The organism is Pectobacterium sp. 1950-15 (assembly GCF_037136835.1).
Lineage (GTDB): Bacteria > Pseudomonadota > Gammaproteobacteria > Enterobacterales > Enterobacteriaceae > Pectobacterium.
The window spans coordinates 1-24984 of record NZ_JBBBQR010000014.1; the positions used below are offsets into that span (position 1 = coordinate 1).

At 51.2% G+C, this 24984-nt stretch carries 16 protein-coding genes and 3 pseudogenes; 15 read left to right on the forward strand and 4 right to left on the reverse strand.

Going from position 1 to position 24984, the window contains the following annotated elements:
- From WCT94_RS15400 to WCT94_RS15450, 12 genes and pseudogenes are all read left to right on the forward strand, one after another.
- Positions 1-9663: hemagglutinin repeat-containing protein (locus tag WCT94_RS15400; protein ID WP_442955492.1), on the forward strand; the 9663-nt coding region annotated here is incomplete at its 5' end.
- 1 nt (position 9664) lies between these two features.
- Positions 9665-9922, forward strand: a complete 258-nt coding sequence (locus tag WCT94_RS15405) for a hypothetical protein (protein WP_336870243.1) — start codon at positions 9665-9667, stop codon at positions 9920-9922.
- Positions 9923-10185: 263 nt separating this feature from the next.
- Positions 10186-10528 (forward strand): annotated as a pseudogene (locus WCT94_RS15410) (VENN motif pre-toxin domain-containing protein); the annotation flags it as partial.
- Between the two features lie 61 nt (positions 10529-10589).
- A pseudogene (locus WCT94_RS20845) lies at positions 10590-10754 on the forward strand (hypothetical protein); the annotation flags it as partial.
- The gene (locus WCT94_RS15415; protein WP_039512137.1) at positions 10751-11029 is read left to right on the forward strand and encodes a YrhB domain-containing protein; all 279 of its coding nucleotides are present in this window, start codon (positions 10751-10753) and stop codon (positions 11027-11029) included. The pseudogene WCT94_RS20845 and the gene WCT94_RS15415, both read left to right, overlap by 4 nt.
- A gap of 538 nt (positions 11030-11567) precedes the next feature.
- Positions 11568-12035, forward strand: a complete 468-nt coding sequence (locus tag WCT94_RS15420) for a hypothetical protein (RefSeq protein ID WP_336870245.1) — start codon at positions 11568-11570, stop codon at positions 12033-12035.
- Between the two features lie 290 nt (positions 12036-12325).
- A complete protein-coding gene (locus WCT94_RS15425) occupies positions 12326-13879 on the forward strand; it encodes a VENN motif pre-toxin domain-containing protein (RefSeq protein ID WP_336870338.1) in 1554 nt (517 codons plus the stop codon).
- Positions 13880-13883: 4 nt separating this feature from the next.
- Positions 13884-14243: a hypothetical protein gene (locus WCT94_RS15430; protein WP_203449034.1), complete on the forward strand. Its 360-nt coding sequence runs from the start codon at positions 13884-13886 to the stop codon at positions 14241-14243.
- A gap of 167 nt (positions 14244-14410) precedes the next feature.
- On the forward strand, positions 14411-15937 hold the full coding sequence (locus WCT94_RS15435) for a VENN motif pre-toxin domain-containing protein (protein WP_336870246.1): 1527 nt from the start codon (positions 14411-14413) through the stop codon (positions 15935-15937).
- Positions 15938-15939: 2 nt separating this feature from the next.
- Positions 15940-16230: a barstar family protein gene (locus WCT94_RS15440; RefSeq protein ID WP_256543315.1), complete on the forward strand. Its 291-nt coding sequence runs from the start codon at positions 15940-15942 to the stop codon at positions 16228-16230.
- A 178-nt stretch (positions 16231-16408) separates the two neighbouring features.
- Positions 16409-16801: pseudogene (gene tnpA, locus WCT94_RS15445) on the forward strand (IS200/IS605 family transposase); the annotation flags it as partial.
- A 294-nt stretch (positions 16802-17095) separates the two neighbouring features.
- Entirely contained in the window at positions 17096-17386 is a 291-nt protein-coding gene (locus WCT94_RS15450; protein ID WP_336870247.1) for a hypothetical protein, read from the forward strand.
- 53 nt (positions 17387-17439) lie between these two features.
- Here the strand turns inward: WCT94_RS15450 and WCT94_RS15455 are convergent, their stop codons facing one another.
- Positions 17440-17658, reverse strand: a complete 219-nt coding sequence (locus WCT94_RS15455) for a SymE family type I addiction module toxin (protein WP_336870248.1) — start codon at positions 17656-17658, stop codon at positions 17440-17442.
- A 130-nt stretch (positions 17659-17788) separates the two neighbouring features.
- A complete protein-coding gene (locus WCT94_RS15460; RefSeq protein WP_336870249.1) occupies positions 17789-18658 on the reverse strand; it encodes an alpha/beta fold hydrolase in 870 nt (289 codons plus the stop codon).
- A 116-nt stretch (positions 18659-18774) separates the two neighbouring features.
- Between WCT94_RS15460 and WCT94_RS15465 the strand changes: the two genes are divergently transcribed.
- From WCT94_RS15465 to WCT94_RS15475, 3 genes are all read left to right on the forward strand, one after another.
- On the forward strand, positions 18775-19701 hold the full coding sequence (locus WCT94_RS15465) for a LysR substrate-binding domain-containing protein (RefSeq protein WP_336870250.1): 927 nt from the start codon (positions 18775-18777) through the stop codon (positions 19699-19701).
- Positions 19702-19777: 76 nt separating this feature from the next.
- Entirely contained in the window at positions 19778-20383 is a 606-nt protein-coding gene (locus WCT94_RS15470) for a LysE family translocator (protein WP_336870251.1), read from the forward strand.
- Positions 20384-20965: 582 nt separating this feature from the next.
- A complete protein-coding gene (locus WCT94_RS15475; RefSeq protein WP_015840400.1) occupies positions 20966-22087 on the forward strand; it encodes an ABC transporter substrate-binding protein in 1122 nt (373 codons plus the stop codon).
- 217 nt (positions 22088-22304) lie between these two features.
- Here WCT94_RS15475 and WCT94_RS15480 read toward each other — a convergent pair whose 3' ends face one another.
- Positions 22305-24011: a pectate lyase gene (locus tag WCT94_RS15480; protein ID WP_336870252.1), complete on the reverse strand. Its 1707-nt coding sequence runs from the start codon at positions 24009-24011 to the stop codon at positions 22305-22307.
- A 106-nt stretch (positions 24012-24117) separates the two neighbouring features.
- The gene (locus WCT94_RS15485) at positions 24118-24870 is read right to left on the reverse strand and encodes an oligogalacturonate-specific porin KdgM family protein (protein WP_336870253.1); all 753 of its coding nucleotides are present in this window, start codon (positions 24868-24870) and stop codon (positions 24118-24120) included.
- Between the last annotated feature and the right edge of the window lie 114 nt (positions 24871-24984).

Genomic DNA, 24984 nt, shown 5'->3' on the forward strand with positions numbered 1-24984 from the left:
AAGGATGTCCTCAACCACGGGCAGGTGCTGGGCTCGGATGATCTGCAAGTTGATTTGCGCAATACGCTGGATAACCGCGGTTTAATCAGCGGCAGCACTACACTGGGTATCGTTGCGAACCATATCGACCAGCAGGGGACGCTGGAAGCGCGCGCGCTGAAGGTGGACGCGCAGACGCTGGATAACCACGGAAAAATGCTGGGTGTCGATGCGCTGACGCTGGCGATTGCGGGGACAGCACGTAATCAGGGTAAATGGCTGAGTCAGGGCAGCAGCACGCTGACGGCGGATCGGGTCGACAATAACGGCGGCCAGTGGCAGGCGGGCGACATCACGCTGCAGGCCAGCGATCTGACCAACCGTGGACAGATTTTTGGTCTCAACGCCCTGTCGCTGACGACCACAAATGACCTTAGCAACCAGCAGGGCGGCACACTGCTGTCGCAGGGCATCGCGGTATTACGTGCCGCGAACGTGACAAACGACGGTGACTGGCAGGCAGACCGCCTGACGGTTGACGCGCAGCAGTTGACCAACCGCGGGCGCATTCAGGGGGACCACGGGTTAGCCATCACGCTGGATCGCGCTAATTCGGCTAGCCGGTTAACCAATCAGGGGACGCTGCTCTCCGGCGGTGACGGCTGGCTGAGCGCCAGCCTGCTCGATAATCAGGGCACCGTGTCCGGCGTGGGTAAGGTGACGCTCGACAGTGGTGCGATAAACAACGCGGGTAACGTGATTGCAGACGGTGCGCTGTCGCTCAATGGTGACTATCAGGGCGCAGGCCTGTTGCATACCGCCGACACGCTGACGCTGCGCGGCAATCAGTTGCACAATAGCGGACGCTGGGAAAGCCGGGCGCTGGCGCTAAACGGGGGGACGTTCAGCAATGGCGGCACGGTTATCGGTGAGCGCGGTATCACGCTGGAACTGCGTGATGGCCTGACGGTCGGCAGCACCGGCCAGATTCTGACCAACGGGGCCCTGCAGACGCAGGCGGGCACGGTCGTGAACGACGGGTTCTGGCAGGGCAAGACGCTGGAACTGTCCGCAAACGACCTGACAAACGGCGGCACGCTGCTCGGTCAGGATGCGCTGCGTCTTGAGCTACTGGGCAGCTATCAGGGGAATGCACAATCACGTTTGCTGAGCGACGGTGAGGCTGTTATCACGGCTGACCGTCTGATGCAGAGCGGTGAGATAGCGGCAGACACGCTGAGCCTGACCACCAACACGCTGGATAACAGTGGGCGCGTGCTGGGTAGCAATGGCCTGACGGTCACCAACCGTGATGAACTGCTTAACCGTGCCGGCGGTGAATTGCTGACCAACGGCGCAGGCCGTGTTGACAGCGGGTCGTTTACCAATGCGGGCACGCTGCAGGCGAATGACCTGCAACTGCGCGCGGGTGAAATCGACAATCAGGGGCGTATTCAGGGCACCGATGCGCTGCGTCTGCTCGATGTGCTGCGCTATGTCGGCGATAAAAGCAGCCAGTTGCTCAGCAACGGCGTCGCGACACTGCATGCCACACGGGTGGATAACGCCGGTTTATGGCAGGCGGGTACGCTGACGCTGAACGGCGACACGTTCAGCAATAGCGGCACGGTGGCGGGGCTGAACGGTCTGTTGCTTAACGGCGACGCACTCAACAATCAGGGTGAGCTGTTCTCGCAGGGGACGGTGACGTTAACCGGTAAGACGCTGGAAAACAGCGGCACGCTGACGGGCGTCGGCGGCTTTACGCTAAATCTCACCGACCGCGTTGATAATCTGGCAACGGGGCGGCTGCTGAGCGGCGGTACCGGGGAACTGACGACGGGTGTTCTGAACAATCAGGGGTTGTGGCAGTCGGACGCGTTACACCTGACCGCCCGCGATCTCGATCAGCAGGGCAATCTGCTGGGCGTCCAGCGCGGGACGCTGCAATTGACCGGTTCGTATCAGGGGGCGCAGGGCAGCCAGCTGGTCAGCGGCGGCGACCTGAACCTGACAGCGCATGACATCCTCAACCGTGGACAAATTCAGGGCCGCACGCTGACGTTGGGGGCCGATGAGCTCACGAATCATGGCACGTTACGTGGCGATAGTGCGCTTAACGCAACCGTCGCCAATCCGTTCAGCAATGCGCCACAGGCGCGTTTAAGCAGCGATGGCACGCTGAACGTGCAGGCGGCAACGCTGAATAACCAAGGTGAGATCAAAGCCGCCAACACCACGCTGGCGGGGAATACCGTCACCAACGGCGGCACGGTGCAGGGCACTGCGGCATTGCAACTGGATGCGACAGACCGCATCGTCAACCAGCAGGCCGGACAGCTGTTGTCCGACGGTACCACCACGCTGAACGCCGTAACGGTAGAAAACTACGGCTGGTTACAGGGGCGCGGGCTGGACGTAAATACCGCACAGTTTACCCAGCAGGGTAGCCTGATGGTGCAGAATAAACTGACGCTGAAAATTCCACAGTGGGTAAACAACGGGCTGGTGCAGGCGGGCGAACTGGAGATTATCGCCGATGAACTGGACAACCACGGCACACTGCTGGGCTTAACCCAACTGGCGCTGCAAACGCAGCGGCTGATTAACCGTCAGGGCGCGAAACTCTACAGCGCGCAAGATCTGCGCCTGAAAACCAATGAGCTGCAACAGGACGGGCAACTGGTGGCGCTGGGGAACCTAACCGCCGACATTACCGGGCCGTTGACCTTTACGCAAAGCATGGCAGCGGGGCAACAGCTGGAGCTGAATGTGGCGGGTGACCTCGATCAACGCGGGACGTTACAAGGAAAATCCGTCCAGTTAACCAGCACCGGCACGCTGACCAATCAGGGCAATATTCTGGCGGGCGGCGGGGAATCGCGTATCAGCGCGAAGGACATCGTGCAACTGGAGGCGGGCAGCGTTCAGGTGGGCGGTAATCTGACGCTGGTCAGTGATAACACGCTGAATAACAAAGGACTGATTGGCACCACGGGCGACCTGCTGGTGCAGGCCGGCGGCCTGTTACACAACAGCAGCATGCTCTATGCGGGCGGCAATATGCGCCTGCTGTCCGACTCGCTGACCAACGTCTTTGGCACCATTCTGGCGGGCAATAACCTGTGGGTGCAGCGCGATGCGCAAGGCACAGCCAGCACCTCGCTGCTCAACAGCTCCGGCACCATTGAAACCCAGTCCGGCGATATCACGATTAACACCGGCACGCTGACCAATCAGCGTGAGGGACTGGTGGTGACGGAAACGAAGTTGACGGATGAGTCGGTGCCTGATTGGGCGGGGAAAACGATAGCGAATATTCCGATTGGGTGGTTTAAACCTGAGGATTATGGGATTTACGCCTCAAGAAGTGATACTGGTGGCGGTGGAAATGGAGCTCCCAAATGGCAGACAGAATACATGTATCTCCCTTTTGAAGAAGCTGATACGCAGAGGGTTGTAATTGAGCATAAAACTATAGAAGTAAAATCTGATAATCAAGCTGGGATTATTCGTTCAGGGAGAAACGCTTTCTTATATTCTAATGATTTTGCAAATCAATCATCTATATTGGAAGCGATTAAAAATATCAGTCTGAAAGGTGGTAAATTAAATAATTTTTCATATAAATCAGGTGATTATTTTGGATATTTGGTTTATGAACATATTTCTTATAAAGAAAGGGGGAAAGTATCGAGGCCTAGTAAATTTATAGATAAGCATGATCGTGTAATGAACAAATATATGTCTTATAAATTATCTGGCACCCCAATTTACGAAAAAACCGAGGGCGAAAGCTATAACGCCTTAATTCAGGCGGGCGGCACCATTACCGCCGATTTCAAACAGGATATCAGCAATACCACGCTGCAGCCGGGCAGTGGCGGATTTATGCCGGCGACCACCAAACCGGTGCTGGATGCCATCACCACGCTGTCACCGCTGCAGAAGCAGACCACGCGCCAACTGGTCAGTCAGGATTCGTCGTTTAACGCCGGGGCGGTCGACGTCACCAAAGCAGGCAGCGGACAGGCTGCGCTCGCAGGCAATGCCGCAGGCGTGAATGCGACGGGGAAAACCGTGACGTTGACGCCGCAATCTGGCACCGCGCTGCATGCGGGCGCACAGGCGGACAACATCACGGCAACCATAGCGACGCCGACTGCCACCGGGCCGCTGACGCTGAACACCGGCGACGCAGTGGTGTTATCGCCTTCTGCTTCCGGTCATATCAGCAACCCCGATGCGGTCACGCTGACGCCACAGTCTGGCACCGCACTGCAAGCCGGCGTACAGGCGGACAACATCACGGCGGTCATCGCGGCACCGACTACTACAGGGCCGCTGACGCTGAACACCGACGGTGCGGTGGCGTTACAACCTTCAACCTCCGGCCATGTCAGCAACCCTGATGCCGTTGCGCTGACGTCAACAGGCCAGCGGCCTGATGCGGGCAAGAGCCTGACGCCGGTTAACGTGGACAACACCGCGGCGGGTATCACGATAGCGGGCACGGTGGGCACGCCTGCTGCGTTAGCAACACCGGGCATGGCCGTGATTGATGCACCGAAGCCAACGGTCAGTGCAGACACCCCGCCGGGCGGAACTGCACCTGCTGTACCACAACCTCTCTCTGCCGCAGACTTGCTGAGCGCCATCGGCAACGGGCTGCAAAACCTGAGCACCAACCCGCTTGCCGAGTACCCATTGCCGACCGGCAATAACGGGCTGCTGGTGGTCGACCCGAATGCCGACAGCCGCTACCTGATCCACACCAACCCGAAACTGGAACAGTTGGGGCAGGTCGACAATGCGCTGTTCAGCGATTTGCAGACGCTGCTGGGACAACAGCCGTCAACGGTGGTGCCGGTTGAGACACGCTCGCAGTGGACGCAGGCCGACAAAGTGCTGGGCTCGTCCTACCTGCTGGATAAGCTGAATCTGGATGCGGACCATGATTACCGCTTCCTCGGGGATGCGGAGTTTGATACCCGCTATATCAGCCAGGCGGTATTGAAACAGAGCGGACAGCGTCACCTGAACGGCACGGGCTCCGATTTGGCACAGATGCAAATGCTGCTGGATAACGCGGCGGCGGCGCAAAAAGGCATGAACCTGCAACTGGGCGTCAGCCTGACGCCGGATCAGGTCGCGAACCTCCGCCAGAGTCTGGTCTGGTGGGAAAATATCGAGGTTAACGGTCAGACCGTATTAGCACCGAAGCTGTATCTGGCGCAGGCGGATAAAAGCAACCTGCAGGGCAGCGCGATTGTCGCGAATAAGGTCGAACTGAACGCCGGCGGCAGCGTCACCAACAGCGGGACGCTCAGGGCGGTTGAGGTGCTGGCGATTGCCAGCGGCGACAGGATTGATAACCACGAAGGCGGGCTGATTAAGTCAGACGGCGGCCTGAATCTGGTGGCGCTCAACAACATCACCAACAGCGGCAGCCGGATGGAGGGTAATACGCTGCAGCTCGCCAGCATCAACGGCGATATCATCAACCGCACCGAAAGCCGCACCTTCCAGACCGCGCAGCCGACCTCGTCGCGCAGCGGTACCGGCTCGCTCACGTTCACCGAACTGGGCAAAACCGCTGAAATCGTGGCGGGCAACAGCCTGACGCTCAGCGCGGGCAAGGATATCCGCAACGTAGCGGCCACGCTCAATGCCGGGCAGGACATGGCGCTGAACGCCAAAGGCAATGTGGCGGTTGAGGCGCTGACGCTGACCAATAACCGTGTCGATATCGGTTGGGGCAGCAGCAACACCGCGCTGAATACGGCCGTGCAGGGCAGCACCGTCACGGCGGGCGGTGCGCTGAAGGCGGTCGCGGGTCAGGATATTCAGATTGCTGCCAGCGCGCTTTCCGGCGGCTCGGCGCTGACGCTGGCCGCGGGCAATGATATTCGCCTGACGGCACAGGATACGCTGAAAGAGACGCTGTATCAGGGCGGCAGTACGGCGCAGCGTCGTACGCAGGAGGTGGCTAACAGCCAGCTGCTGAGCGGCGGCGAGTTGAGTCTGGTGGCCGGGCGGGATGTGCTGTCCGAGGCGGCCAGCCTGAACGCCAAAGGCACGGCGACACTGGCGGCAGGACGCGACCTGAATCTGCTGTCTGAAACCGAAGAAACCTACAGCGGCAATTGGTGGAACCGCCACGCCGACTGGCAGCAAAGTATCACCCAGCAGAGTACTGAGCTGACGGCTGGAAAAGGTCTGAACCTGCAGGCAGGCAGAGATATCAATCTGCAGGCGGCGCAGGGCGTGGCGAGCGGTGCAGTGACGGCACAGGCGGGCAACAACATCAATCTGCTATCGGCGACCGAAACGCAGCACACCTTCTTTGAAGAAACCCAGGTCAAGAAGAAACGGCTCTCGAAGACGGTGACGCATACCCTGCAGGAAACGTTGCAGACGAATGAGAAAGGCAGCCTGCTGTCGGGTGACAGCGTCACGCTGGCAGCCAGTCAGGATATCAACCTGCAGGGCTCTTCGGTGGTCGGTGACAAACAGGTGACGCTGCTGGCGAACAACGACGTCAACACCGCTGCCAGCGTAGAGAACTACCAGAATTATGAAGAGCACAGCAAGAAAAAGAGCGGGCTGTTCAGCGGCGGCGGCATTGGCTTTACCATCGGCTCAACGTCAACCAGCCAGAAACTGCGTGACCAGGCGGCGACCCAAAGCCAGAGCATCAGCACCCTCGGCAGCACGACTGATTCGGTGACGGTGAAGGCCGGAAACGATGTCAGCATCAGCGGCACCGACATAGTGGCCGGGAAGGACATTCTCCTGCAGGGCAACAACGTCACCCTCGACCCGGGCTACGACACGCGCAAACAGCAGCAGGAGTTTGAGCAGAAAAGCGCGGGACTGACCGTGGCGCTGTCCGGCGTGGTGGGCTCGGCGCTCAACAGCGCGGTGCAGAGTATTCAGGCGGCGAAAAGTGAAAGCGATGGCCGACTGGCGCTGCTGCAGGGCATGAAGGCCGGGCTGGCCGGGTATCAGGCCTATCAGGGCAGTCAGTCCGAGCTGAACAACAAGGGGGAAGCCTCTTTTGTCGGCGTCAGCATTTCGCTCGGGGCGCAGAACTCACGCTCTAGCCAGACCAGCGAGCAGAAACAGAGTTTTGGCTCGACGCTGAATGCGGCCGGGGATATCGGTATCGAATCGCGCACCGGGGATATCACGGTCGCGGGCAGCCAGCTTAAGGCGGGCGGGGATGTTCTGATGAACGCGGCGCAGGATATCCACCTGCTCTCAGCCCGTAATAGTGAAGCGCTGAGTGGCAAAAACAGCAGCAGCGGCGGCAATATCGGCGTCAGTCTGGGCTTAAGCAACGGCAGCGCGGGGCTCAGCATTTTCGCCAACGTCAATGCGGCGAAAGGGCGGGAAACCGGCACGGGCAACACCTGGTCAGAAACCACGGTGGATGCGGGCAACCACGTCACGCTGAAAAGCGAGCGCGACACGCGGCTGACGGGCGCGCAGGTGAGCGGTGAACGCATTGATGTTGACGCCGGGCGTAACCTGCTGCTGCAAAGTCAGCAGGACAGCGACCGCTATGATTCCAAACAGGTGAGCGGGTCGGCGGGCGGCAGCTTTACCTGGGGCGGCGGGGGCGGCAGCGGCTATATCAGCCTCAGCAAGGACAAGATGCACAGCAATTATGACAGCGTGCAGCAGCAGACGGGGCTCTTTGCCGGTAAAGACGGATTTGGTATAAAGACCGGAGAACATACCCAGCTTGATGCCGCCGTCATTGGCTCCACCGCCAGCGCCGAGAAAAACCGGCTGGAAACGGGGACGCTGGGCTGGAGCGGGCTGAACAATAAAGCCGAATTCAAGGTGGAGCACAGTGGCGCCGGGTTCAGCGCCAGCCCGTCCCTGAACGGCAGTATGCTGTCGACGCTGGCGATGAACGTGCCGTCGGCGCTGATGGCGCTGGGGCACAGCGGCAATGCGTCCAGCACCACCTATGCGGCGGTGAGTGACGGCACCCTGCTGCTGCGGGATACGGCGAAGCAGGTGCAGGGCATCGCCACGCTGAGCCGTGACGTTGAGCACGCGAACAACGCGCTCAGCCCGATCTTTAACAAAGAGAAAGAGCAGAAACGCCTGAAGCAGGCGCAGCTGATAGGTGAAATCGGCGCGCAGGTGATGGATATCGTGCGCACGGAGGGCGAGCTGAAGGCGCAGAAAGCCGCAGAGGCCAAGGGCGACGCCACCGTCGAGCGTCCGAAAGAGGGCGATCCGACGCAGAAATGGGAGGAGTATAAAAAGGCGCTGACGGAATCACCGACCTACAAGGCCGAGATGCAGAAATACGGCACAGGCAGTGACTTCCAGCGTGCGGCACAGGCAGCCACGGCGGCGATTCAGGCCCTGGCGGGCGGTGACATCCAGAAAGCGATAGCCAGCGGTGCGTCGCCGTACCTGGCGCAACTGGTGAAAGACGTCACGCTACCGAAGGATGAGAGCAAAATCACGGCGTCGGATATCGCTACAAATGCGATGGCGCACGCGGTGGTGGGCGCGGTGGTCGCGCAGCTGTCGGGTCAGGATGCGGCGGCAGGAGCGATTGGTGCCTCCAGTGGTGAACTGGCCGCCCGTACGATTATGGCCTTGCAATATCCCGGTAAGACGGCGAACGACCTGACGGAAGCGGAAAAGCAGTCGGTCAGCGCGCTCTCGACGCTGGCCGCCGGGCTGGTATCGGGTCTGGCGAGCAACAGCACGGCCTCCGCCGCCAGTGGCGCACAGTCGGGGCGTAATGCGGTGGAGAATAACTATCTTTCCAGTGATATGTATGCGCTGGACAGAAAAGTGAAAGCCGCCAAAGAAAAAGGAGAGGATATTACTCCTATTCTTGAAGAGGCACGTAAGCAGGCAGAAAAAGACAGGGAAAAACAGATAGCATCGTGCCAAGAGAACCCTGATACGTGTGCATTTGGCCGTGAGGTCGCAAATGATGCTTATAATGAATATGTTGAAAATGGATTCTTACAGGGAATTGACCCGGATGTTGCCAGGTTTGTACAGCAGGAGACAGGTAACGATAATGCGGTTATAGACCGATATGCCAGTGAGTTTGGTAAAGGTCTGGCAGTTGTCTCTGAGGGGGCCGCTTTGCTTGCAGGGACCGGCGTTGGTGTGCTTTTACCCGGTAAAGCAGGTGTTTCAGCTAGAGATTCAAAATTAAGCCAATCTAAAATAAATGAGATTGTTAACACTCCAAAAGGACAACGGCCTGAGCCATCAACATACATGTCAAAAGCTGAAATAGATGCGCATTTGGCTAAGTTTGACGATGGGGCTGTGAGGTTTACCTCAATGGGTGATGTGAAAAAGTATGGAACTCTTGGTCCAGATAATGGGTTTGTGATGCCCAAATCTGAATTCGACAAATTGATAAAAGAATCAAGCGGTAATCTCAGAATTGTGGAGAAAAAACTGGGACTAGAGTCGGGCTACTTAGGTAATTCAAATACAGGAGTTTTTTATATCAAGAAGCAAGATATTAAGAATTTAAAAATCCCATCAGGGAATGAACTTGGCGCAAATAAATTTTGGTTGCCAGGAGGAAAAACATCTGGTGGTATTTCTGAGGCTGTAATGGATTTTTCACACAAGCCAAACGCTCAGTTGATTGATTTGAATAAATATAATGGTGGAAAGTGAAATGAATGATATGGATAAATACTACACAATGAAACCATTTTCATATCCTGAAAAGGCACCATTGGTAGATGACGAATTCTCAACCGAGGATTGGTGGAGAGTAAGAAAATTAAATAATTGCCAGTATGTTTTTTTCTGTTTGTCAGGAACTCAGGGTACTGAAGAACAAAAAGTAGAAATTACAGAAAGTGAATACAATGAGCTAATTAATGGTCGTTTAACAGCAAATGATATTTGTTTGAAATATAAAATTGGCTAATGGGATGCTGTAAAGCGTTTTGTGTACGGGTTCCTCTGATTATGTCCCATGTTGGTTACGTTGAATTAAAACATCCCTGTCCTAAAGCAGGGTAGGATTTTGTGTCTATCATTCAATTACTATTACTATATGGATCAGTACTTGTTCATGCTCAATAGTGATGATGACTGTGGTATCGGTCTCAAATCCCGTATCTTCCGGCTAGACACCTTTGGGATGTAGGCTGGGCTTCGGCTGTAATCGCGCGTCATTTCAGTCTGTATGAAATTGAGCACGCGAACAACGCGCTCAGTCCGATCTTTAACAAAGAGAAAGAGCAGAAACGCCTGAAACAGGCGCAGCTGATTGGTGAAATCGGCGCGCAGGTGATGGATATCGTGCGCACGGAAGGCGAGCTGAAGGCGCAGAAAGCGGCGGAGGCCAAGGGCGATACCACCGTCGAGCGTCCGAAAGACGGTGATTTGGCGCAGGAATGGGAAGTCTATAAAAAGGCGCTGACGGAATTGCCGACCATGCAGAAATACGGCACAGGCAGCCACGGCGGCGATCCAGACACTGGCGGGCGGGGACATTCAGAAAGCGATTGCCAGCGGAGCATCGCCGTATCTGGCGCAGTTGGTGAAAGACGTCACGCTACCGAAGGACGAAAGCTGCTAGCGGCGCACAGTCTGGGCGCAATGCGATTGAGAATAATCTCTTTGGTAAAGTGCTGGTTGAAGGATGTGCTATAGCGGCACCATGTCTAACTAAGTTCGATTTTGATGGGCAATCTGGCAAGGCTGCGGATCTGATTCAGTTTAAGTCATTCCAATTATTGAGGACGCATAAATGATCAGTTTTGATAATGCTTTAGAAAAAGCTAATAAATACTTGGAGGGGGATGAACTTCCCGTAGTAATAACGTTGATAGGCCGTTTTGCTGAAGGGTGGTTTTTTTGTTTTCAATCAAGAGAATATCTTGAAACAGGAAAAATATCTGCATTACTTGCAGGTAATGCTCCATTCATAATTGATAAAGATAGTGGTGAAATACACTCATTAGGAACAGCGTATCCTATTGAAAAATATTTGCAGGATTATGAAGAAAAGAAAAATAACCCGAGTTAACAAAATCTCTGTTCCTAAAAAGGCCGGGATTTTTATATCTGCCTGTCAGAACCGGAGTTCTGCCTCAATGAGCTGCTTACCGCGTTAGATGGTGACGATAACTGATTCGGTGATTCGGCGCAGGAATGGGAAGTCTATAAAAGGCGCTGACGGAATCACCGACCATACAAAAATATGGCACAGGCAGGCTGGGATTGCCAGCGGTGCGTCGCCGCATCTGGCGCAACTGGTGAAAGACGTCACGATACCCGAAGGATGAAAGCAAAATCACGGCGTCGGATGTTGCTGAAATCTCCAAGCTGACCAATAAGGCTAGTTTGGATATAATAAATGATATTGGTTCTAATCTTTATAAAGCTGTTGCCGGTAAATTTGCAGGTCAAGGGATTGAAAAAATGGTGTTAGCCGTGGAGATGTATTCTTTAGAATAAAAGGGGATGATGTTGTTGTGACTAAGCCTGATGGTAGTTTTGTTACTATCTCTTAAAGATGGAATTCATAATACATCTGTGAAAAATGTACTCAAGGGCGAACCGAAATGACGAATCCTTTAGCGCAGTATCAAGAATGGACTAGCTATGTTATTGGTGAGAGGCTTTCAGGAGTAAAGGGAGTGATATATTTTTTTGAAACTCCGGACCTTGAACATCCTCAGCAATTACAGCTTATCTTTTCCAATACTGAAAAAGCATTCAGTTTCAGGTGTGGTAAAGATGGTTCAACCCTTGAGTTAACAGACTCTCCTGTTCAGGAGAATGATCTTGGAGAATACGGTAAAGAAATAATTATGGATGTTTCAAGTTCAATGTCATTTGTTGATTATATTGGAAAGCCCCTATTGAAAGTTTATTCGATATTTTCTTCTATAGAGGATGCATATATAGGAGTGAAGCTGGTCTTTGACGGTGATCTGAATTTGATTGTTTTAAATATTGGTGATGAGATAAATATTTTTGGCTCTTTATCATCATGCGAAAATGATGATATAAAGTATCAAGAGTTATAATTTGTTGATCCCGCCCCCTAAAATAGGCCAGGATTTCTTGTCTGTAATTCAACCATAATACGGTTCTGCAGTTGATCGTGCTCAACGATGACAATTACAGGTAATCCTGCCGCTTTCAGCCTGTTCGTGGATGAGTTGCGGTCTGTTATTGTGGGATACGGCAGGATATCGCCACGCTGAGCCGTGACGTTGAGCACGCGAACAACGCGCTCAGCCCGATCTTTAACAAAGAGAACGAGCAGAAACGCCTGAAGCAGGCGCAGCTGATAGGTGAAATCGGTGCGCAGGTGATGGATATCGTGCGCACGGAAGGCGAGCTGAAGGCGCAGAAAGCCGCGGAAGCCAAGGGCGACGCCACCGTCGAGCGTCCGAAAGAGGGCGATCCGACGCAGAAATGGGAGGAGTATAAAAAGGCGCTGACGGAATCACCGACCTACAAGGCCGAGATGCAGAAATACGGCACGGGGAGCGACTTCCAGCGCGCGGCACAGGCGGCGACAGCGGCGATTCAGGCCCTGGCGGGCGGGGACATCCAGAAAGCGATAGCCAGCGGTGCGTCGCCGTACCTGGCGCAACTGGTGAAAGACGTCACGCTACCGAAGGATGAGAGCAAAATCACGGCGTCGGATATCGCTACAAATGCGATGGCGCACGCGGTGGTGGGGGCGGTGGTTGCGCAGGTGTCGGGTCAGGATGCGGCGGCAGGAGCGATTGGTGCCTCAAGCGGTGAACTGGCCGCCCGTACGATTATGGCCTTGCAATATCCCGGTAAGACGGCGAACGACCTGACGGAAGCGGAAAAGCAGTCGGTCAGCGCGCTTTCCACGCTGGCCTCTGGGCTGGTATCCGGTCTGGCGAGCAACAGCACGGTTTCCGCAGCCAGCGGTGCACAGTCCGGGCGTAATGCGGTTGAGAATAACTCGCTTACCGGGGATAAGGGGCGAGAGTTACTGAAAGAAAGTAAGGAATGGTGGAAAAAACAGGTCCGCGACAAGCTGGGTGAAGGCACTACATCGGCTATTGCGAACAGTATTATCAATGCTGTCGCTGATACTGGTGATGCTGCATTAGGTGGAACAGATTATGTTGCGGATGGTGCGATGGCACTGGCGTCATGTGCTGTCGGAGATGGTTATTGTAATAAGGCTTTAAGCGATCTGGCAGGTAAAAACCAGGCAGCAGCCGACTCGGTGAAAGCGCTGATGAAGAGTGAAACCTGGTCAGCAGTAGCCGACATGATCAAACAGGCGTCTGGTGGCAATCAGGCCGCGCTGGAAGCGACAGGCGGAATATTGGCGAGCATATTTTTACCTGGTAAGAAAGTGCCGGAGTTCGGTGCTGTACTGGGAAAAACAGAAAAGCTGGTCAAGAATGCAGATGGTATTTACGAAATAAAAGTCAATGTTACACCGCTGGAAGGACATGACCGACTTAATACACCGGATCTGGGAGGGAACGGTAAACTAAAACCGGCGGAAGCCGCATCTGCCGCACAATTAGAGCCTACTCTTGGTATAATGGAACGTTATACGCCACCACCAGAGATGATTACTGATAAAACACCTGATTTTGTAATTACGTCAGGCCCCAATAAAGGTAAAACCGTTGATGCCATGTATACGACCGATAGACTGTCACAGAAAGAAATAGACGGATTAAATAAGTTTTATGAGAAAAACATGATTTCTGGGAATGGACAAAAAGTAATTCAAGAACATTTGCAAAAAGCTGATTTTGTTTCTGTTGATTTTAGAGTGCTAACGCCTGCCAACCAAAATGTTTTCATGAATTATATAAAAACACTGCCTAAATCACAGCAAGCCAAAGTTATAATTATGAGGTAATGATATGGGAGCAAGTATTTTTTTTCGTAGAGATGAAACTATCGAAAAACCTGAAGATAGATTGACTTCTGCATTTATTCATAGCAGCTATTGGGATGCTTTTGGCGATCTGCTGGATACTGTGCTTTTACCAGACTATCCCCAACTTCATGAAATAATTAAATCTGAAGAAGGTGAATATCTAAAGTTTTATTCATTTGTTGAGTTAGATAAGGTGAGTTTTAATCAAGCTGTTAAGCTAATCAGAGATTATATTGGAAAGCAGCAAAATCCGACAAAATGGCAAAAGATGGCGAGTGTTGTGTGGGAAGATGTTGCAGAACCTTACATTATTCAGGATGAGCGTTATGACGTTAATTCATGAATAAAATAGCGGCTAGTTAGACTGATGTATTTTATTAAATTGACTAAAACTCTGGCTCCTAAAAGGCTGGGATTTTCTTGTCTGTCATTCAGCCACAATGTGTATCAGCAGTTGTCTTTTTTCAACTGTGATAATGACCGAGGTATCCGTCCCAAATCCAGTGGCGCTTGGTACTGGACATCGCTACGCTGAGCCGTGACGTTGAGCACGCGAACAACGCGCTCAGCCCGATCTTTAACAAAGAGAAAGAGCAGAAACGCCTGAAACAGGCGCAGCTGATTGGTGAAATCGGTGCGCAGGTGATGGATATCGTGCGCACGGAAGGCGAGCTGAAAGCGCAGAAAGCCGCGGAAGCCAAGGGCGACGCCACCGTCGAGCGTCCGAAAGACGGTGATCCGGTCGCGATGTGGGAGGACTATAAAAAGGCGCTGACGGAATCACCGACCTACAAGGCCGAGATGCAGAAATACGGCACGGGGAGCGACTTCCAGCGCGCGGCACAGGCGGCGACGGCGGCGATTCAGGCCCTGGCGGGCGGTGACATCCAGAAAGCGATAGCCAGCGGTGCGTCGCCGTACCTGGCGCAACTGGTGAAAGACGTCACGCTACCGAAGGATGAGAGCAAAATCACGGCGTCGGATATCGCGGCCAATGCCATGGCGCACGCGGTGGTGGGGGCGGTGGTCGCGCAGCTGTCGGGTCAGGACGCGGCGGCAGGAGCGATTGGTGCCTCCAGCGGTGAACTGGCCGCCCGTACGATTATGGCCACACAATATCCCGGCAAGACGGCGAACGACCTGACGGAAGCGGAAAAACAGTCGGTCAGCGCGCTCTCGACGCTGGCCGCCGGGCTGGTATCGGGTCTGGCGAGCAACAGCACGGCCTCCGCCGCCAGCGGCGCACAGTCCGGGCGCAATGCGGTTGAGAATAATGCTTTGGGAGCAGATGCCGGGACGGCGTTAGGGTTCTGGTTAGGCAAAAGCGACGAATGTGGTGTTGCCTGTAAGGCGGAGATTGCGAAAGGCGTTGCTGAGGGTAATCTCATAGTATCAGCCGGTGTGGCTGGCGTTGCCGGAGGCGCAATGATTGTGGGGGCCACGCCGGAAATTGTGGCGGCGGCAAAAGCGGCATTGGAAGGGTGTAAGGCTGCGCCGACGATTTGTCTGAACAATGCCGGATTGCAGGTAGCGGAAGCTGTCACTCTGGGAGGTGTGGGTGCTGCTGGGGCTATCGGGGTTGGCAGGACGGTTGCAGAAGCAACGGTGGCTAAGGCTGAAGCTGTGGCGGCTAATGCAGCAAGAAATGCTAACAATGCTGCGAGTTATGCTGGCTTGAAAATGGACTTAAAAACACCTGAAGCAGCCAATGAGGTTGTGGACAGTTTACGTAGGATAGGGCAACTGCCTCCGAATTACGTAAATAAGGCGCAGGCTAGGGCTAATGGATGGAAGCCAGGGAAAGCCTTAAATAATACGAATCCTGACAGTCAGTTAGGGAGAGATATCTTTGAAAACTCAAATAACTTATTACCTTCGGCACCGGGTAGGATGTGGCAAGAGGCAGATATAGGATTAAAAAACACTATGTCAAGAAGTAACCAGCCGGGGACAAGATTATTATATTCAAATGATGGTTTGCTTTATATCACAACAGATCACTATGAGACTGCGATCTCAATAGGCAAATGGAAATAAGTATGAGTGAAATAATTTTGGATGGGGTAAGTATAGAAACTGAGCTTGACTTCCATAATGCTATGTCTGACTTATTAGATTTTGGTCCTTATTATGGGCGAAATTTAGACGCTCTTAGGGATCGGTTAAGTAATGATGTAGAAAGGCCCGTAAAAATAGTCTGGGTGAATTCTGATTATTCAAAGAGTTGCCTTGGTGAGTGTTTTAATAAAATTGTTCAAATCTTCGAGCAGACGAAACAACAAGATATCCAATTTAACTGGGATGAGAAATTTGATTATATCTTAAAGTAAAAGAATCCCAGCCCTCAGAGGCTGGGATTCTTTTTGTGCCCAGAAAACCCCCAGCTAGGCTGGGGGTTCAGTAAAGCTTTCAGCTTTTAGCCAGTTATAAAAACCCCTTTTGATTTGTTAAAACAGTTTGCGGTCTGGCAACTGCAAACGTTCAACAAGAAATCAAAAGGGGGTCCCAATGAGGGACGAAAAGAGCTTAGCGCACACCCGATGGAACTGTAAATATCACATAGTTTTTGCGCCGAAGTACCGAAGGCAGGTGTTCTACGGGGAAAAACGCAGGGCGATAGGCAGTATTTTAAGAAAGCTGTGCGAATGGAAAAACGTGAATATTCTGGAAGCGGAATGCTGTGCGGATCACATCCATATGCTTCTGGAAATCCCACCGAAGATGAGTGTCTCGGGATTTATGGGGTACCTGAAGGGAAAGAGCAGCCTAATGCTTTATGAGCAGTTTGGCGATTTGAAGTTCAAATACCGTAACAGGGAATTTTGTTGCCGAGGGTATTACGTTGATACGGTAGGTAAAAACACGGTCAGGATACAAGAATACATAAAGCACCAACTTGATGGTGGGTATGCTACAACTGAACAAAATGTGGGGCGTAATGAAACTGCTGTATATAAAAATGAAGCACAGATTAAAATTCCAGAAAATACAAAAATTAATATAGGGATCGTTGGTGAACAAAGACCGGGTAGCGAAAAACCAAAATATGATGGTGGGGCTGTCAAATTTTAATGCCACTAGATTATCCCTTAAAATGGGTAAAATCGGTGCGTGACGGTAAGACTGGTAAAGTCTATACCTATGATGAGTTTAGAAAAGCGTTTCCTGACCAAGTAACAAAGAAAAGGTGAACAGATGTTAACGGAAAATGATATGCAGGATATATCAAGGCTTATAGCATTGTTAAATAAGGTCATTGAGTATGTTGTTGAAAAAGAAAGTCGTGACTCGCTTTGTAAGGGGATCCTTAAATCTTTAAGAATACTTGAAAGTAAGCAACGTAATGGATTTCCAAATTTATATAATTATATCATGGATGATTTTAGAATGATGGTTGATCGAGGGTATTACGGTGAGCAACGGATAGATGAAATAACAAATGAAGTATGTGAAATAATAGACTCAAATGCTTTGTTTTATAAATAGTCAACAATGAGATCACGGCCCCTAAAAAAGGCCGGGATTTTTTTGTCAGCCAGTCAGAAGCGCAGTTCAGTCTCAATCACCAGCCGCCCGTGCTCAACGGTGACAATCACCGTCTGTCCGGTGTTACAGCCTAGGTCTTCCAGCCGCTTGCCGCTGAGCTTAAGCTGGGGGCTGGGCGGTTTTTTGCCGCCGTTGGGGACGTAACCGACGGTGTAATGCTGCCGGGGCTTTTTTACTTCAGTTGTGCAGGAGGGATGACTGACGTTGAGCACGCGAACAACGCGCTCAGCCCGATCAGGCGTATTGCTAGGATCTCACTTTGCCGATCCTCAGACTCAATCACCAGCGTACCATGTTCAACGGTAACGTATAGAATATCAGGGCCATAGAGCGTTTCCTTCTTTACTCAGGGCAGTAAGAATAATGCTGCTGACGCTGGCCTAAAACTATATTTTCTGCAATTTTCCCCCACATGTAAGATGGGTTGGAATACATCGGGAAGTGTCCGCAGTGAGGGACTTCTGCTAGTAAAACACCGTGTTTCTCTATATTTTCGAGATAGCTCAGGGAGCGATTCTGTTCACCAAACATGAACATTTTAGGGAATGGCAGCTTGAGAAATTTGTCCATCAATGCGCCGTGATCGGATAGATGAACCATCGAGCTAAAAATGCCTTTTACCACGTCGACGTGTACTTTATTTGGTAAATTAGCTGCGTAGAGTGCGCTGGAAAAATAAGGCGAAAAACGTGTTCTTTCAATGAAGTTTTCAAAAAAATCACCAGCGTTATCACTAGGATAATTTATAATCTGACGGCTCAAAAAACAATCTTCGGGTGCGATGTTTCCCTCTATATTGGTAAAAGATAATACGCGTTCGGGGTTCTGATCTGCCAAGAGTAATGCGGTTAATCCGCCCATCGAATGGCCGACTAAATGACATTCTCGAAATCCCATTGCATCCAGCATGGAAAGTGCCGTTTTTACAAGAAAGGGGATGGAAACCGACGTAACATCGTTACATTGTGTTTCACCACATCCCGGTGCGTCATAAGCCAGAAAAGGATGACCATCGAACTCAGGGTGTAGAACGATATCTGCGTAGTCCTCCTTAGTCGAGCCGAATCCATGTAAAAACACAATCGGTGCTTTTTCTCCATGACGTGCTATGGCTGAGATAGTGACATGAATTCCATCGATTAATTTAGAGAACTGCTGTTTCTCAAAAGGAGCCATGGTGACCTTAAATAGGGGGAAATTGGCTACTTTCATCTGTCTGTATTGATATGTAAATTCGTTTTTATGTATCTGTATGATACTAAAATAAGAATAGAACTTTACATTCCACTCGCATAGTGTTGATTGGTCTATCAGGCGGAGGCAATACATTGAGTAAAATCGATTATAGATTAATCAAGCAATTGTACTTATTCCTTGCTGTTGCTGAAGAAGAGCATTTTGGTCGGGCGGCAGCGCGACTTGGGATGTCTCAGCCTCCGCTGACTGAACAGATAAAAATACTCGAGCAATCTTTGAAGTTAACATTATTCGAACGTTCACGGCGTGGGACGGCCCTTAGCCCTGCCGGAAAAGCTATTTTGCCGCAGGTCAAAAGATTTGTTGACCATATGGCATCGTTAGAAAAAATGGTGAAAGAAGTTGCTCAGGGAAAGGTCGGTGTGATTCATATAGGTGCAATTACATCGGCGATGTTTGATGTTGTCCCTGAATTTCTGAATTATTTTAAACATCACTACCCCGACGTAACTGTTTTTGTTAATGAGATCGACAGTGCTGAAGCTATTTCATCATTATTATCTGGCAAATTGGACATGGCTTTTGTCAGGGTCGAGGGGGATATTGGACAGACGCTGAAATCTATACCGCTGACAGAAGATTTATTGGGAGTCGCATTGCCTGTAGAACATCCTATGGCCTGTAATGATGAAATTCGGCTTGGCGATCTGAAAGATGAAGCATTCGTTATGTCATCACGACGTGTGAACCCGACATATTTTGATATATTGACCTCGGCTTGCAGAGAAAATGGTTTTAATCCACGAATTCTGTATGAAGTTCGTTCAGTGACGGCACAAATTGCTTATGTGAGTTGTGGGCAAGGTGCTGCTCTTGTCCCTTTGAGCATGAGTCGTTTTATTCCTGGCAATGTCCGTTTAATTCCTCTTAAAGAATCAATAAAAATAGTAACAGCCGCTTTAGTCTGGAATCCTGGTAACGGTCACCCTCTTGTTGAATATGGGGTTAAATGGCTAACGCAATACGTGGCTAATAAGAAATCCGTATTAACCTATTAGGTAATTGGTATTTCACTTTATTACTTAACCTCTCCACAATGTCGTATGCCACAGACATTTAGGATGAAATACGATTGTGAACAGTTATCTGAGTTTTGCCGCTATTGCACTGACCGTTGTTTTCATGCCAGGGCCAGGAACACTAAAGTCGATCGCCAACTCAATAAACTATGGACTAAAAGGGTCTATCGTTGGCATTTCTGGATTAACCATCGGTGTCTGTGCGGTTGCCGGGCTCTCTGCAACCAGTCTGGGGTTGCTCCTTGTCTCATCACCACGTGCCTTTAAGGCCATCTCTTATTGCGGTGCTCTTTATTTGTTCTATCTTGGTGTGAAGTTGTGGTTTACTCAAAGTAAAGTTATGACGATTGAGAATGCGAAAGTCGTTAGAAAAAGACGTATTTTCACAGAAGGCGTGCTCTTACAGTTTACGAACCCAAATGCTATCTTGTTTTTCTTTTCTATTTTTCCTCACTTTATCGATAGTCGACAGGATTACTTACTGCAATTTTTATCTCTGGTGGGAATCTTCTGTTTAGCGTTTGTCTGCGCGCATGCAACATATGCGACGATTGCCTATAAGGCGAAGTCTATTTTTAGCCGTGAAGATAATACGCTGCTGAATAGAATCAATGCTGTGTTCTTTATTTTATTATCTGTTTATCTGGCAAGCAGCTCTTAGCGTAATCACATACATCCCGAACCATGATAGATATAATGTGAATATTAACAGTATTTCATTATTACGTCGGCGGTTGATAGGTATCCACTTTTAAGCGAATAGCAATAATCCCCAGAGTTTATTTTAATGAAAAAATGAGAGGGGGGTAATCCTAATGTTTTCATTTTGTTATGATATCAAACAACATCATTTAAAGTGAAATTATTAATCAAGGTAAGTAATGCAATGCTATCTTATTTTTACCCGCTATGTTAAACCTGTACCGAATACAATAATTCCCTTTTTATCCATTCAATATTTTTAACTATATTGTTCGCTTTTTCTTCGTATGTGTTTTTATTTAATCCTGTAAACTCAATACTTAATTCCCCTAGTAGAAGCAGGGAAATCTGCCTCGGATGGTCGATATAACGACGATGGCTCATACGTTTCTATTCTGATTTTATTTTTGACGATCGCCTATCGTCGATCTAATCCTGCGCGTCGCGGCTTGCGATCCGCTGGTCATACCGTTGCCGTTTTAACGGCGGATAGTTGTCGTTTGCCGGTACGGGTTTTATTCATTAAGTGAAGGAAATCACAATGCAATACACTGGGAAGTACCTGAAGAAAACAGTGCTGATGCTGGCTATGATGGCCGGTCTCAGCGTCGGGCAAAGTCAGGCTGGCGTCGAAATTGAGACGCGCTCGCTGGATCAAATCTATAAGAGCGCGTTGAGAGAAGGCGGAACGGTTACCGTTTATGCTGGCGGTGACGTGCAGTCGCAGCAGGCTGGTTTCAAGCGGGCATTTGAGACACGTTTTCCTGGCATGAAACTAAATGTGATTGTCGATTACAGCAAATACCATGATGCCCGTATCGATAATCAACTGGCGACTGGCACTCTGATTCCTGATGTGGTGCAACTGCAAACGGTGCAGAATTTCCCACGCTGGAAAAAGGAAGGGGTGCTGCTGAACTACAAAGCGCGTGGCTGGGATAAAATCTATCCGGAATTTCGTGATGCCGATGGTGCCTGGACCGGTGCCTATGTCATCGCATTCAGTAATTTGGTCAACACCCAGCTTCTGGATGAAAAATCCTGGCCGCGTGAAGCTAATGATTACCTTCGTCCCAATCTGAGAGGTAATTTGATTCTGGCCTATCCTAATGACGACGATGCGGTGCTGTTCTGGTACAAGCTGGTCGTGGATAAATACGGCTGGGATTTTGTTAAAAAACTACAGGAGCAGGACCCCGTCTACGTGCGCGGCACTAATGTCCCCGGTGCTGAAATCGCGACGGGAAAATATAGCGCAACGTTTACCAGCTCCGGCGCGCTCGTTCCGGCTGCGGATGCAGTGACCCGCTTTGTGCTGCCGAAGTCCGATCCTTTTGTTTCCTGGGCGCAACGCGCCGCTATCTTCAAACAGGCTAAACACCCAGAAAGCGCCAAGCTGTACCTGAGCTGGGTACTGGATCCGCAAACGCAAACTCAGGTTTCGCGTATGTGGTCTGTGCGTACTGACGTTGCGCCGCCAGAGGGTTACAAGCCTATCTGGGAATACCGTAACACCCGCCCGCAGGCGTTTGCTGATTTCATGTACGATCGCGGTGCGGTCGAACGTTTCCGCGCACAAATGAGCCTGTATGTCGGCGAAGCGAAAGGCGAACCTACGCCGGGCTGGCTTGGCGTGCACCCAGAGGTGCCTTTGGTTAACTAACGTTTGAAATTATTGCGTTACTTCATGTCGGCCGCGTTCATCGTGGCCGGCATTGCATCCTGTAAGTTCCACGTGTTAAGTACCCCTCGATTAAGCACTACGCGATTAAATATCAAGCCCGATAATGGTGGTCTTGTTCGATGAAGGGTTGAGTAGGGTAAGCAAGAGAAGATTGCCAATGGCAGCGAACCGCCATTGGCGTGTTGAGGATTAACGCTTACTTCTTATTGTTGGGTTTCAAGGTTTCGCCAACGTTCAGCAGGAAGATCTCGTTATCGCGAGTAGATATGCGAGTTGAACCGTCTTCCATGCGGTAGCCGCCCTCGGTGAAGCCGGCACCATTCAGGAATGGGGCAACGGACTGTGGCTGATTGCGTACCGCGGCTTCCAGCGCTAACAGGGCATAAGGCTCGATGGTATCGACATCCGCATATTGTCTGTTGGGATCGGCCATAAAGAAGCCGTTCTTATAACGTGTGCTGATAATGTTATCGCCCACTTTTTCCGCCAGCGACAGATAGTCTTTCACTTTGCTCGCCTGATACAGATCCAGCAGCGCGAACAGGGCGTAAGGATCGTTGTTCTTGGTTGCGAGATCCACTTTGACGTCTTTACCCGCCGCTGAACCTAACTCACCCAACCCCTGTGCGCGAGCGATGCCGCGTGCGACACGCCACAGTTCGGCGTCCGGTAAAACGGTATAGGCGCGAGCATACGACAGCAGGAATGAGTTATCTGCGGGATAAGGCTTGATCACCGTGCCTTTTTTACCGTAGTAACCATCACGTGGCAGGACGTAGTTGGAGAGATCTTTGCCGTTAGCGAGCATCGGGCGGAACGTGTTATCCGACTCGTTATAGGCGTACTTGGCAAAGGCTTTCAGGCCATCAGTTGTCCAGGTCAGAAGTTCTTTGCCTTCCGCGCCTAAATCTTTACCCAACTGGAGCTGCATAAGCGCATTTTCGGAATAGATCGTACTGGTGCGTCCTTTCAGCATCATATTGCCTTCCAGCGCGGTAGGGCCGAACTCTGGGCCAAACTGACGCTGGGCGCGATCGCCATATTTGGAATGCGTATCGGCATCGTCGGTGGTTTCTTCGCGCTTCAGCGCCTGCGTAAATTGATACACGCCAAGCCCGGTCGCTTTATCCCGCGGCAGCACATACTGCTGTGCAAGACGTTTTGCCCAGACCAGCGCGCCGTCTTCTTTATTGTATTTGTACAGTAGCGAGGCGGAATAGATCAGATCGTTACCCGCATTCAGGAAACTGAGGCCTTTGGTGGCGAAGAAAGGCGGCTGTTGCTCAAACGGACTTTGCCAGAGCGCGCCCATTTTTTGCCCGTATTTACCGTGGCGACTGGTTTCCATGATTTTCCAGTCATAAACGTGCGCATTCCAGAAACCGCGAATAAAGCGCGCGGTGGCCTCTTTATCAACGCTGAACATCAAATCGTAGTAGGGATAGGCATTTTTCAGCTCATGCACCATCTCTTTTTCGCTCGGGCCTTCCGGTTGCAGCGTTTTTAAATCAACGAAACGGTGACCGCCCCAAATCAGCAGGCCGCTCTCATCCTGATAGTGTTGGAAGTGATACTTCACAATCGCTTCGGCACGCTGCTTATAGCTGGGGTTGCCGCTCAGGTTACTTAACCCGACCAGCACGCGCATCAGGTTTTGCTGCGCGGAGAAGTTAGATAACACAGCGTGGCGGCCGTCAGGGAAGATCCACTCCATCTGCTTGCCAGTACGCGGATCGATACCATCGGCGAGCAATGGCGTGGGTGATTGGCCGTGATACTGGTCGCCGGCTTTGGTCAGCACGTTGTCAACATACTGATTGACGATAGTGAGACGGTCTGGTGTAGCGGCGCTGGCCTGTAAAGCAACCAGACCCGCAAGAAGCGACAGCGCAAATTTTTTCATTTTATCTACCTGTATAGCTTTTGTAATAAAGGGATCCTGCTTGATGAACAGGATCCCCGAGAAACATGGCATAGTCGTCAGCTATTGTTAGAAAGCTAAGTCGTTGTTAGAACGTATAGGTGAAGCCGACTTTCCCTTTTCCTTCACGCGATTTTACATCACGCCCGCTGGCGACATCTTCAACGCCAACGTGTGCCGTCCAGTTGTCGTTGATGGTGTAAGACACATCAAAATCCTGCTGATAGTCATGCTTTTTGTTGTTTTGCAGCACATAATCTGCGTGATAGTAGTAAGCGGTGTACGCCAGCGTGAAGTTATCGAAACCTTTGTAGGCCACGCCCGCTTCATAGCGGTGACGGTGGGTGTCATCATCCGTGGTGGTGCGCTTGCTGCGGGTGATTTTTCTGAGGTCATAGCGATATTGCGCATGAAGATCCGTCTTGTCAGTTACAGACCAGGTCAGTTTCAGACCTGGCGTATAGCGTGCGCCGGAACTCTGGCTGGCACCGATATCGCCTACGGTGCCTTCACCGCTGGTGCCGCCGGAGTAGAAGCGTGCTTCCAGATTCGGCGTTAAGGTTAGTTCAGGTGTTAAGCTGTAGGCATAGCCAGTATAAAAAGCATAAGAATTCGAAACGACGTCATCGATGGTCAGATCTTTATTCTTATTATAAAAGTTCAGCTCGACGCCAACGTACAGGCCATTATCCATAAAATGCCGCATGCCAATTTGATCACCGTGGTAGCGATTCATCGTTCCCCAGCTATGTTCATAGCTGAGTTTGGTATCAGAGGCAGAGGCGGAAATAGCATAAATTTGGGCAAAGAGAATACCGGCCACAAGGTAGCGTTTTTTCATTATAGGCACCATTAATATTGGTCGTTAATTGTGAAAACTGTGCGCTGATAGACAAAATTCATTCATGAATTTATTTTTCCCTCAACGCGGCACGAAATACGGCGTGTTTCCTTT

Bases quoted from the DNA above. Each gene is read 5' to 3' on its own strand.
- WCT94_RS15475 (WP_015840400.1), top strand. From the start codon at position 20,966: ATGCAATACACTGGGAAGTACCTGAAGAAAACAGTGCTGATGCTGGCT.
- WCT94_RS15430 (WP_203449034.1), top strand. From the start codon at position 13,884: ATGGGAGCAAGTATTTTTTTTCGTAGAGATGAAACTATCGAAAAACCT.
- WCT94_RS15415 (WP_039512137.1), top strand. From the start codon at position 10,751: ATGATCAGTTTTGATAATGCTTTAGAAAAAGCTAATAAATACTTGGAG.
- WCT94_RS15440 (WP_256543315.1), top strand. From the start codon at position 15,940: ATGAGTGAAATAATTTTGGATGGGGTAAGTATAGAAACTGAGCTTGAC.
- WCT94_RS15460 (WP_336870249.1), bottom strand. From the start codon at position 18,658: ATGAAAGTAGCCAATTTCCCCCTATTTAAGGTCACCATGGCTCCTTTT.
- WCT94_RS15480 (WP_336870252.1), bottom strand. From the start codon at position 24,011: ATGAAAAAATTTGCGCTGTCGCTTCTTGCGGGTCTGGTTGCTTTACAG.
- WCT94_RS15450 (WP_336870247.1), top strand. From the start codon at position 17,096: ATGTTAACGGAAAATGATATGCAGGATATATCAAGGCTTATAGCATTG.
- WCT94_RS15405 (WP_336870243.1), top strand. From the start codon at position 9,665: ATGAATGATATGGATAAATACTACACAATGAAACCATTTTCATATCCT.
- WCT94_RS15425 (WP_336870338.1), top strand. From the start codon at position 12,326: ATGGATATCGTGCGCACGGAAGGCGAGCTGAAGGCGCAGAAAGCCGCG.
- WCT94_RS15420 (WP_336870245.1), top strand. From the start codon at position 11,568: ATGACGAATCCTTTAGCGCAGTATCAAGAATGGACTAGCTATGTTATT.
- WCT94_RS15485 (WP_336870253.1), bottom strand. From the start codon at position 24,870: ATGAAAAAACGCTACCTTGTGGCCGGTATTCTCTTTGCCCAAATTTAT.